Below are 11,660 nucleotides of genomic sequence, written 5' to 3'. Positions count from 1 at the left end.
TTAGCAACTGGCATTATTATATTTGATTTTTAATAATTGTATGTATATGATTTGCTGTTCTGTTTCGTGTACTTTCACATGGGTACTTCTTTCTAAATCTTATACCCAAAAATGAAAATTCCCCTTTATATTTGACAATGTGAACTCCATTTTTTAATTCTTTGTGTGCAGTTAACTCTCTTTGAAGAAAACACAGCTTAAGAATAATAATTAATTTGTCATTATTTTTTTTAATAAATCTCTGTATGCTTTTTTTTGATATTCTATTACCTATGATAATTACACATTTACTATTTTGGGGCAACGAAATTTCATTTCCTTTCGTCAACTTTCGAGAATTGTTAATTCTTAATGTCTGTAGAAGTGGTTTAGAATCTTGGTAGTTAGGATTGAAAAGAATGTAAGGACTTAGTTCATTTCTTTTTGCGAAATATTGCTGAGATTCATTAAGATATCGCCCCCTATCTTTGTCGATATTATTAATTTCTTCTTGACTATAAAAATGTATTATATGATGACTGCTTCTAAAGTGAGTATGATAGTTAAGTTTTTTTAATCTGTTGAAATCATAGATTAATTTATGTAGGTGTTTTGAGGAATCTCCATAAGTGAAGGGTTTAGTTTCATCTTTAGTATAGAAACGAATTAGATGATTTGTTTCTATAGCTGCTAGAACCTCAGAAAAAGAGTCATCTACATAGAAATTTGGATTTGCCTCTCTAATAGATTTTACTTTAAGAGGGATGTTATTAAGTGTTGTTATCAGGCAATTAGGAAATGAATAGTTCATATGAGCAAATCCAGTAAATTGTTTTCCAATTTTTCCAAACCTTTTTTTGTGTTCGCTTGTTCGATAGAATCCTTTATGCTCTTTTATTTCTCCATTTATCGATATTAAATCTTTTTCTTCAATATTATCAAGTTCTCTTTTTATACCATATGCGTGTAGTGTTTGGTTTATCACTACGAATAAATCATATAACAGGAAGTGTACTTGGCTAGATACTATTTTTTTAGCTCTTTGTATCTGAACTTTTCTAGGGACGTAAGATGTGAAGAAATAGAAAATAAGCGCTGCTAATAAGCTATAAGATAAAGCTAAAAATACATTGTTAAATGTTTCAACGTCTAAAGCTTGTTGGTTTGTTTCAATTAATGGTAGAATCTTAAATTCAAGTGCAGATATTGTCCATAATGAAAAGGCAAGTAATGTTAAAATTCCAATTTTGTATATTGTAGAACTATATCTCATCGTGCTGTTTTTTTTTGCTTGTTGCTAACGGTAAATTGTATGAGTAGTGGCAGATTGCGTGGTAGTTTCCTGTCAAACCGCCTCGCAGTTTGAGCGGGCTATAAACCTTGATATTTACCACATCGCCTGCCATTGCTTATACAAAATGTTAGGGCAAGTTTTTATTTCTTTCCATCTATTCGTAACATAATATAGAAGGGTTCAAGTTTTAACATTGATGCTTTTTCATCCTTATCAACCCATTTTTCAAAATAGTCTTTAATTGTTGTTCCCCCTAAAATAGGTAGTTTTATACCAAATGCTTCAGGGACAGATAAAATCACACTTGTTACAGATTGCGTTAGAATAAAGAAATACTTTTTTCTTTCCCATGCTTTTCTTATTATTTCAAATTTCTTTTTTAGAATCCTAACTTCATTATCAATTTCCCTCATGAAATCAAGAAGTTCTTGTTCTTGTTCAATTTCCTTTTTCAAGATTTGTTTCAATCGTTGGTGAAACTTAAAATAAAGTTCTTTTTCTTGCTTCTTAATCTCAATTATAATTTCTGCTGGAACATTTGAAAATTGAGGCAATAAAATAGGTGGAAGTGGTTCTTCATAATATCCTGTCGACATATTATCAAATTCATAAAATTGCTCTCTTAATGATTTTAAACTGAAATTTGCAGTTGTCAAATGATACCCAGGCTTTATTTCTTTTTTTAGTTGCTTTTCAATACCAGTAAAAAAAATATATAGCATAATCTTTTTCTAATAAAACTTTGTTTTCTACAATAACCTCAACCAAATGTTCAAAATGTGCTTTGTCTATGATATATGCATTATCCTTTATTTCTTGAATTTCACCACCATATTCACATTTTTCTATGGTCTCGATTTCTCCAAATAGCATTTCATTTTCATCAAGTTTAAACCTTCTACCATTTATGTCATAATCTTTTTTTAATATTTTTCGACCTTTTAAAGGGATAGTTATAAGAGATTTATCTGAATAAAATGAAAGTTTGTTCAAAAATGTTGATATCTGTTCTTTACTACTGATTCCCTTAGGACAATTATAATGAAACCGTATACCGTCTGAGCTTTTAATAGACTGAAGTGTATATGTTTTATATTTTTTGTTCTCCAACTTCTTATAAAGTCTTGATGTAAATATTGTTCTATCTCTGTGTGATAAAACTTTGAATTCATGCAAGCTATTAATCCCAAAATCATTTATAAGTTTTAATAAATCTACTTGTGCCATTTGTAATAATTATTACTTTAAAATTATGCCTGTCGATTCTTTTTTCTGTACAGTAGCCGGTTTAAATTTGCCCTAACGGTCTTGCTAAGTGGCGTAGGCTACTTAGTGATTTTATGTTTCAAATTTTATATGAAGGGAAGGTAACTATTTTAGGATTACATTTAACTATAACAATTCTAAAATAGGTAGCTTACCGTGCTCATTAAAAGTATAAACATTCGATGACCTCCGGCTAGCCTATGCTATTTAGCTTTTGTTATGCACTGGTTCTTATTCCTCCAAATTCCACCAGAAATACAAAATATTTTCCTCGTGTTGATCTGTAATTGCAAAATCACCATTCCCTTTTGGAATTCCATTTATCGCGTTTTGTAATTCGGTCAGTTTTGCTTTTCCAAATTGAATTTCAATGCCGTCATCCAACTCGTTAATCTTCCAATAATTCTCTGATTCAGACGTTTTGCAATTCAGAGTTAGATTCGATTTAGATTTCCAACTTGCAACTCCGTTTCGATTATTCGGAACTTTTAATTGTGATTCAGTTGGCAATTCGGTCGAAATAGTCTTTTTACTCGACCATTCACAGTCATTCATTAAACTCAATAATGCTGAAAGACATTCACTAGCTTTTAAATCAACACTAAAGTTCCAACCAGGATAATTCCGCTGGTTTTCTTTATAAGTCCAAGCGTAAACTTTTCCTGATATTTTATATTTCTCAATTTGGGCTTTCATTAGGTTTTTTGAACTTGTGCATAACGGCCACGTATATGAAACGTTTGGCATTTCGGAGAGCAAACCTGTCAAACCGCTACAATTTTTATAAAATGTAATAGCCTTAAAATTAGCACTATCCGCCAAATGTTTTATATACTTTGTTAGCTGCTGGTGTTCATTCATTATTAATTAATTATCAATCTTTTACTATCATAAATTCGCTCAATCGAAGCACTGCTGTTCCCGAAAAAAATAGTTTTTAGGGACGGCAAAAAAGCGGTGGCAGACAGACAAGCTCTTTTGTAATTTTTGGCTGTGTGTAGGCTTGTGCGAATTACAAATGTGCTTGGCTGTGTGGGTTGGATATTCATCGAATTTTATTGATTAAGGTTTTAAAATTAGAATATATCTTATTTTCCACAACTTCTGCTGACATTCCTTTACTTTCAGACAAATAGCTAATTACTATTTTCACATCGCTAGGCTCCGTTGTACGACTCCCAATCTGAGTATATGGAGAATCTGTTTCTGTTAGAATCCTATCCAATGGTATTTCAGCAATTAACTTTTGACCAGATTTACTTTTAACCATTGCTGGATTTATTGAGAAATAATAACCATTTTCCAAAATCTCTCTTAAAATTTTTACACCTCCAGAATACCAGTGAAAAATTGCATTCTTAATTTCGTATTTTTTCAATAATTCGAGTACTTCTTTTTCTGCTCTTCTGGAATGAAGGCTAACAATCTTTTCCTTAGATTTTATTGTTGCCAAAACATACTCAAAGCTACTTATTTGAATATCCTTAGTTGAAATTCCATCTCTAGAAAAATCCAAACCTACTTCACCAATATAAGATGTATTATCTATATTTTTTTTGAACCTAACCAATTCACGGTCGTGTTCTTTAGCCATCAAGGGGTGCAGACCTAATGCCATTCTAATATATTTATATCCCTTAATATGCGGATATCCCATTTCAAAATGACTAGGTAAATTTGTCATCCCAATTGTAACAATCTGTTTTTGCTCGCAATCTCTAACTATTTGAGTCGGATTTTCAAACATATCATAATGGCAGTGTGTGTCAATTATCATAAACCAACCATGTTTTTAACTTTTGAACTTCCTTTTTGCCTAATCCAATCCTTAATCTCAGAGCGAGTTCTATCAATTACTAATGCATAATCCCTTATTTTATCTAATGGTAATGAGCCATTAACTAATAAGTTCCTTTCAATACTCTCAATTGATAAATCAGTTTTTATATAATCAAAAAAGGCTATTAAATCAATATTGTCCAGCTTCGCCGCAGCTGTATTAAATATGTCAATACCATACATTTGATTATCATTACCTACTTTATGTAGTGCAACACGCCTATACATGCAAGGCATACAACGCCCACAGTGCTTTGTACCAGTCCTATTATCCCAATGATAGTTATGACCATTTTTAGCACAAGAACATGAAAGTTCTATTGTCTTGTTTAACAATACTTGATTCAAGCAATTTTCAACCATTTCTCCTTTGGTCTTTAATTCATAAGGATTTTTGATATGGTTAGTAATTCCAATGCTATTTAGTAAATCATTCAGTAAATTAATAAAATATGGATGAGCAGTCCGTGTGCTACAACTACTTCTACGTGATGCTGTAAGCGGGTGATTGATAGCAATAGTTCCATTTTCTGGTATTAATACATCAATATTATCAAGTATACTATTTGCATATAAAACTCCGATGCCTAAAAATAAAATTGAGCGACTCCTTGTTGTGATTTCATTTTTATATCCTTCTCCGTCTGTTATGTTTTGTAAAGAAACTTTTATCCTAGCCCATGCTAGAACTTTTGAATACATAGTAGATATGGAATTAAAACATTCATCTTGTTCTGACATAACACCTTTAAAATTCCCATCTGAATGTGAGGCTAATAATACTTTCTTATCAACCAAGTTTTCACATTGGTCAATTATACCGATTAATGAATCAAGTCCACCTGAAAATAAACTAACAACAGATACATCGTCAAACGTTCCTTTATTAGCGTTAAATTCATTCAAATCTTTTCTAGATGGAAAATAATATGAAGCAACACTATGGTGTTCAAATGAAATAGTCCATATATCACCAGTCAAGAAATCGAGAGATTTTTTTAAAACTTCTGATACACTATTCCATTTTGCTGGATTAAATACTGAAAATGAAACTTCGAGTTCTCTTGACCAACCGTTAATTGAGTATTTGTCTCTATCAATGGCATTGTCTATACCATATACAATTACACCTATTAAAAAGAAATCAAACGCCTCGCTTTTTGGCAGACCAATAATTCTGAAAGCTTCCGAGTAATCAACTTTAAGATTACAAAACTGCTTTTTTTCATCTTTAGGCTCAAAATTTAATTTTATGCTAGAAAAATTACCCTTAGATGGTTCTGTATATTCAATATTAACTTTCATATCCTTCAAATGCCTTTAATGTGTCTTCAAAGATGTTTTTTACCATTTCATTACCTTCATCACTGTCCCATTTTATTTTACTTAAGTCTCTATTCCTCGAAATGTTTTTTACTTTTTCAAAAAGGAAGTCTTTTAATTGCCTGTATAGATTTCCGCACATTGATTTTCCTTTGCTTTTTATCAAATGCTCATAAAAATCAATTGATAAATGTTCATATATATAATATGCGTAATACTTTATCATTAATTCCTCAATGCCATATTCTTCAATTTTTTCTTTAAAGCTTTCCTCCAATTCTCCAAAATCTTGAGCCTCCGTAACTATTTCTTCAAGTAATTGACGTTCTGCTTCTTTTGCCGCTGTATCATCTATTGCAGAAGCAACACCTGCGCAATATTCAAGTAAATGATTAATAACATCGCTAGAAGACTGAGTTCCATCATAATCAAATCCAGTATTTGCTAAAGCCTGCGAAAAACCTAAAGAATTAATATCACCAAAAAATCCTCCTAATCGCTGAGCAGTTCGTATACCCGATTTACCCCCAATTTTGGACTGACCTCTTCCTCCTGCATTTGAGCCACCAAGTAGGTTAACAAAATTACCTGCTACTCTAGCAAGTTTTTCTTTGGGTATATTACCACTATCACAAGCCCTTGTTATACTATCGCTTAATGGTTTCCAATTTGGATTTTTTGAAAACCCAGAATATGATTGAGATGTTCCCATGTAATTATTTTTTTACTCGTTTAAATTGTTCTAAAAACACATTTATTGAAGATATTTGGTCATATCTTTTTAGTGCCTCAATAACTGCTGGAGGAACATGTTGACCAATAGCTTTTATTGATTGAGTGTAAATGTCAATACATTCTTCAACACCTAATTCTATCGAATAATTAAATATGTCATAAAATCTTTTTTCTGAAGGATTAGCAATTAATTGTTGACTTAATAATGTAAAGAAAACCTGTCTTTCTGTCCCATTCAAAGGTATAAGTTCACTTGAAATGATTTCCTTTGTAAGTTTAGTTGGAATATCTTCTTCTAGTTTTAGTAATAAAGATTTTATAAATGGAGGAATCAATGTGTTTCCATTAATAGAAGACAACTTATCTCTAGATAACCAGAAATAGTCACGTAAATCAAATTCTGACAAAGACGGTGAAGCTTTAATCCAATTAATTACCTTATAATTATTCCAGAGTTTATATTTCTCATTGAGTTCACTTTTAGCTCTTGTTTTATCTTCACATATTTCTTCAATTTCTTTTAACTCTCTCGGAGTACCATCTTGTGATATTTGCCATTTGTACAACTCTTCAAAAAGCTTTGATTCTGAATACTCTAACACCATCAATTTTGCTAGAACATCATCTTTGAAATTACTAATATTGGCAACTTTTGCTAATTTCTTCCTTAACATAAAGGTGTTGAGAAATCTCTTAATTTGTCTTGGGTTACCGTATAAGCTCTCTGTTATAATGGATGATAGTTTCGAAATTAGAGGAACGCTCTTGCTTAGTTGAGAAATCTCTGAAGAGTCAAGTACCTCATTAATATGCGAATAATTAAAAACACTGTACCTGTCTTTACATTTAAAATCTTTAAAAGCAGTTATAACTTTTGAAAATGTATCATCATCTAAATCCCTTTCACAAAATAACAGTGTAATATAAGTCTCTACTTCTGAATCAGATAGTTTAGGAAGAGTATATGGAATCTGAATTAGTTTTTCAAGATAGTCTTTGACAATTCTATCATTTCTATTTTCATCAGTAGCATATGATATTGAATTATTATATCTAAACTCTATTGCATGCCTGACAATCCTAGGGTCTGCACCAATGATAAAGGCAGTATCTTTAACATTCAAAAACAACTTTATAGCTTCCAAATTATCAATAATCCTATCAGGTGTACATCTATCTAAATCATCAACTAATATAACTAGTTTATTAATCTTTGATTTATTAATTAGCTCTTCGAAATCATCTCTAAATTCCCTTACAGATGAAATTTCGTTCTCTTTTTCAGGTGTTTTTATAAATTGTTTTACGAAGCTTTCAGCTTCACCACTTTGGATTTTTTCTAATAATTCTTCTGGCTTTTCAGCGGCATTTGTTAACCCTTGCGCCAATTGTGGAATTAGACTAGCACCTCCTGTCAAATATGCGGTTGCAGCAGGAATCGCTATATTTTTCATTCCGTAGCCAACAACACGCATCCAGTCAACAGACTTAACCAGTTTTCCTATCTTATCTTTAAGTCCTTCACCAAATCTTTCAGAATCTTCAAACTCCTTAATTATAGACTCTAACAATGCGGCTTTAGCATCATCGTAGCCTTCAAATATCCAACCATTAAAATACAAACAAACTGTTCCCGATTCAGGGTCTTCTATTTCATTTTTTAATGTTTCAAGAATACTAGATTTACCGCTACCCCAGTCTCCAAATAAGCCAATAGTAATCGGTAAAAGTGTTTCATCAGATATTAATTCTTTTATTAGGTCAGCATGAACATCAAAACCTAGGAAGTCTTTATCAGTAACATTATCAGCCCACATTATTTTTTCTTGTTAAGGTAAATATACTTGTTATTTGCGTGATGGATAAAAATTGCACTCTTTTGCAAATTTCGGCTTGTGGGTCAGCTTGTGCGATTTGCAAATGTGTGCAATGTGCGTGGGCTTCCCCAACTGTCCCGAAGGGCAGAAGCGGGCTGGCAAAAACTATTTTTTTCTTGCACCAACCTTCAATCAATGAGCCAATATTTATTTTTCGTTTTTTCAATATTTATAATCAGGTTTCAAAGTTGCAGTTTCGTTCTTTTCACTTGCAGCTAACGGTTGGTGTAAGTTGCGGAGCGGATTTCGGTGAGCGTCAGCGTCCGGTAGGACGTGACGTTCATGCGAGAATCCGCGGCTCGAAAACCACCAACCCCGCTCTGAAATTTACACTTTGTTAGGCGTTCGTATTTTTATTCTTTTAATATTTCCTTTATTAATTCGTTGTCTTTTTGTGTACTCAATAATATTCCAGATTCCAAGTCAACAATTAACTCTGAGTTGGTTGAATCTTCACTTATCTGATTTAAAATTAGATATCTGTTCAGTACTATTCGTTTTTTTATATTTTGGTTTTTGTCTTGTTGAAGTTTTATGTTTTTAAATAAGATGTCAGACTCAATATCAGTTGAATAATTTCCACAAGATGCTGAAATCATGCAGTATTCGTTATTTATTTCTGAGTCAAGGAAGTGATATTTGCCTTTGTAAAATATTGGATCTGGTTTGAAGAAGTTAACAGTTTCTATTTTATTCAAATTTTCGATGTCGTAGCAATAAAGTCCAAAGTCAAGCGCATTTGCCAATAGGTATTTATTATTCTCAATTAGTTTATAAGCATAGAATACACCACTTTGGGCATCTTGTCCTAACTCACGCTGTTGTGCACTAAATGGTCCGAAAATATTATTGGAACTGCAATTAAGAGTGAAAAATTTATAGCGACCACCAATTATTGCAATTTGACTTTTCCCTGTGCTCATGGTCATAAACCTATAAGGGTCATATTCTTTCTCCAATTCTACTTTTTTTAGAACATTATTTTTTAAGTCTTTGATGATTAAAAATTGTGATTCTCCAGGTTGATTTTGGTTTAATTCAAAAATCTTGTTGTCTGTAGTCAAAGACTTATCATCCATTTTCTGACAATGAGAATTTAGACAAAGAATTAAAGTCAATATTGTTAATATCAGTTTCATTTGTTTACGGTTCAATATGACGCCTAACGTTTCGCGGGTATGGCGTCGTGCCGCCGCTTCTGCAGGTTTGTTAAAAGTTGTTCTGTTGTTCAAATTCTCACTTCTGCATCCAGCCGAGCCAAACTGCGGCATGCGCTATGACCCGCTGTTAGGGTGCGTTAATTTATTTTTCCTTGGTTCTTTTGGGGGCGGAAGTTTTAACTGCTGTGACTCTATCCATATGTTGAAAGGAATTTCTTCTTTTACTTTCTTTATTTCTTCTTCACTTAAGTCCTCAATATTTCTTTTGCTCTGATCCAAATAGAAAAGAAGGGTGTTTCGGTATCCTTCTATTACTTTATCTAATATAGGCTCCATGTCTCCGACTACAAGCTTATTATCTAATGAAATTTCTATTAAAGCACTTTGGGGCTTTGTTGAATAGTTAGGATCTTTTCCGAAATTCAAAATGTGAGTTTTCACAAAATTAGGTATGCTATCTAATCGTACTTTTATATTCTCAATTGCTATTTCCATATTGGTGTCCATCCTTATCTCCAATTTATTGCGATAAAGTATGTCAAATTCACCATATTGGCATGGATACAAATACAATCCTAATTTATAAGAGTTATTTTTTTTGTTAGTGATGCGTTTTGATTTTGGATTGAAATAAATGAATGGCAAGTTATTTTCTTCTTTATCAGAAAACGCAATGGAGCAAGATAAACTATCCAAGTATCGTTTAAATGAACCCATGCTTTGGTTTCTATTGATTTCTATCTCTGTTTGGTGATATTCTTGAGAAAAAAATTCATTAAACCTATCAAGTTGAATATCGCATGAATAAAAGCATGTTAGAGCAATGACTATTATAATGACTCTACTCATATCTCTTAATATTTATTTATTCGGATTCATAATTCCTATTGCTCAAAGTATACTAACGATTTCAGACAAAGCATCGGCAGTTTTTAATGCACCCTAACGGAAAATTGTATGAGTAGTGGCAGATTGCGTGGTGCTTTCCTGTCAAACCGCTACACAGTTTGAGCGTGTTACAAAACTTAATATTTAGCACTTTCCCTGCCATTACTTATACAAAATGTTGTGCACCGTAATTATTTGTACATCAATGTTTTTGTCTTCATCCTAACTTCAATCGTATCAGCTATAAGATTCATATGAAATCTTGAACTATCAATCCATGAGGTAGTAGAATTCCAATAGAAAATCGAATAATTTTCCAAATCAGGTTTAAAAGTCTCTTTAGTCGAGTCTTTATTGAAGAAGTCTTCTACAAAATCGTCTGAGTTTGAAAATATATCATCATCAAATTCTATTCTCATCTCAATCTCATAGATGCCATTTGTAACCGACAATGTCTTATAGTGAAGTTTTGCATTAACAATCATTCCTGTATTCGGATTTGGAACTTGAATCTTTTCTGTTACTATTGAATCAGGTTCAGGGATTTTAGTGTTGTATAAATCAAGATTGTCCGAAATCTCTTTAAATAAAGTGTTTCTTAGATTCTCCTCAATCCCAATAGTTGAACTAAAATACTGTTTCATATATTGATGTTCCTCTGGTCTAAATCCAATACTATCGGCTATATGCATAATTTTAGCTACAAATTTATCAAGTACTGTTTCCCAATCTACAATTTCATCAATTTCTCCAGATTTTGTTATCCTTACTTGATATGGAATTGAAATTTTGGGAAAACTCTGCAGTAAAGACATCATTTTATTAATATCATTTCCAACCGAATCAATCCCTATTGTGAAGTCAAAATCAGGCTTTGAAATATTCTGCATTTCAATCGTGTAGAAATCTTTCGATACTCCAACTACGCTAAACTTATACTCGTTTTTAGCTGATAAATTATAAATCGTATCATTATTAACTCTGCTAAAAGATGAAACCTCAGTCTTTATAAATCTATAGTCTCCTTGTTGCCAATCGGGTAAAATATATCCATCCTTATCTGTCTGATTACAACCTAAAATTAAAATTGCAAAAATCGGTATTAAAATTTTTTTCATTTATATGTTTTTGTTCGTTTCTGTAGTTCGGTGTCTCGTTTTTTTATGGTGCACAACGTAAGTATATAGTGCAATGCACTATATTTCACATATCCGTTAATTTTTGTATGTTATTATTATTGAATTATTTACAATCTAAAATTGAGCCCTTTGGACTTTTAATTTTTGCAAGAAATTTTTC

Annotated in this window: 12 protein-coding genes; all 12 read right to left on the bottom strand. The window is 31.8% G+C overall.

Going from position 1 to position 11,660, the window contains the following annotated elements; translation table 11 throughout:
• Positions 1-16: 16 nt before the first annotated feature.
• A complete protein-coding gene (locus tag JCM15579_RS18360; RefSeq protein ID WP_054722509.1) occupies positions 17-1,252 on the bottom strand; it encodes a hypothetical protein in 1,236 nt (411 codons plus the stop codon).
• A gap of 161 nt (positions 1,253-1,413) precedes the next feature.
• Positions 1,414-1,995: a hypothetical protein gene (locus JCM15579_RS18355; protein ID WP_054722507.1), complete on the bottom strand. Its 582-nt coding sequence runs from the start codon at positions 1,993-1,995 to the stop codon at positions 1,414-1,416.
• The gene (locus JCM15579_RS18350; RefSeq protein WP_054722505.1) at positions 1,967-2,500 is read right to left on the bottom strand and encodes a hypothetical protein; all 534 of its coding nucleotides are present in this window, start codon (positions 2,498-2,500) and stop codon (positions 1,967-1,969) included. The genes JCM15579_RS18355 and JCM15579_RS18350 overlap by 29 nt, the downstream gene beginning before the upstream one ends.
• A gap of 270 nt (positions 2,501-2,770) precedes the next feature.
• Positions 2,771-3,235: a hypothetical protein gene (locus JCM15579_RS18345; RefSeq protein WP_157471551.1), complete on the bottom strand. Its 465-nt coding sequence runs from the start codon at positions 3,233-3,235 to the stop codon at positions 2,771-2,773.
• A 349-nt stretch (positions 3,236-3,584) separates the two neighbouring features.
• Positions 3,585-4,316 (bottom strand): Qat anti-phage system TatD family nuclease QatD, encoded by a 732-nt coding sequence (gene qatD / locus JCM15579_RS18340; protein WP_054722501.1) that lies wholly within the window; start codon positions 4,314-4,316, stop codon positions 3,585-3,587.
• Positions 4,313-5,683: a Qat anti-phage system QueC-like protein QatC gene (qatC, locus tag JCM15579_RS18335; protein WP_054722499.1), complete on the bottom strand. Its 1,371-nt coding sequence runs from the start codon at positions 5,681-5,683 to the stop codon at positions 4,313-4,315. Before qatC ends, qatD begins: the two co-directional genes overlap by 4 nt.
• Positions 5,673-6,413, bottom strand: coding sequence for a Qat anti-phage system associated protein QatB (locus JCM15579_RS18330; protein WP_054722497.1), 741 nt, complete (start codon positions 6,411-6,413; stop codon positions 5,673-5,675). Before JCM15579_RS18330 ends, qatC begins: the two co-directional genes overlap by 11 nt.
• Positions 6,414-6,417: 4 nt before the next feature.
• Positions 6,418-8,253, bottom strand: coding sequence for a KAP family P-loop NTPase fold protein (locus tag JCM15579_RS18325; RefSeq protein ID WP_054722495.1), 1,836 nt, complete (start codon positions 8,251-8,253; stop codon positions 6,418-6,420).
• On the bottom strand, positions 8,243-8,479 hold the full coding sequence (locus tag JCM15579_RS18320) for a hypothetical protein (RefSeq protein WP_054722493.1): 237 nt from the start codon (positions 8,477-8,479) through the stop codon (positions 8,243-8,245). Before JCM15579_RS18320 ends, JCM15579_RS18325 begins: the two co-directional genes overlap by 11 nt.
• 187 nt (positions 8,480-8,666) lie before the next feature.
• Positions 8,667-9,452 carry a hypothetical protein gene (locus JCM15579_RS18315; protein WP_157471550.1) on the bottom strand — a complete coding sequence of 262 codons (786 nt, stop codon included), beginning with the start codon at positions 9,450-9,452 and terminating at the stop codon, positions 8,667-8,669.
• A 135-nt stretch (positions 9,453-9,587) separates the two neighbouring features.
• A complete protein-coding gene (locus tag JCM15579_RS18310) occupies positions 9,588-10,322 on the bottom strand; it encodes a hypothetical protein (protein ID WP_054722489.1) in 735 nt (244 codons plus the stop codon).
• Between the two features lie 230 nt (positions 10,323-10,552).
• Positions 10,553-11,479, bottom strand: a complete 927-nt coding sequence (locus tag JCM15579_RS18305) for a hypothetical protein (RefSeq protein ID WP_054722487.1) — start codon at positions 11,477-11,479, stop codon at positions 10,553-10,555.
• Positions 11,480-11,660 lie beyond the last annotated feature (181 nt).

Origin of the sequence: Marinifilum fragile JCM 15579 (assembly GCF_001310955.1) — a bacterium.
Lineage (GTDB): Bacteria > Bacteroidota > Bacteroidia > Bacteroidales > Marinifilaceae > Marinifilum > Marinifilum fragile.
This window is presented reverse-complemented; position numbering and strand designations above follow the sequence as displayed.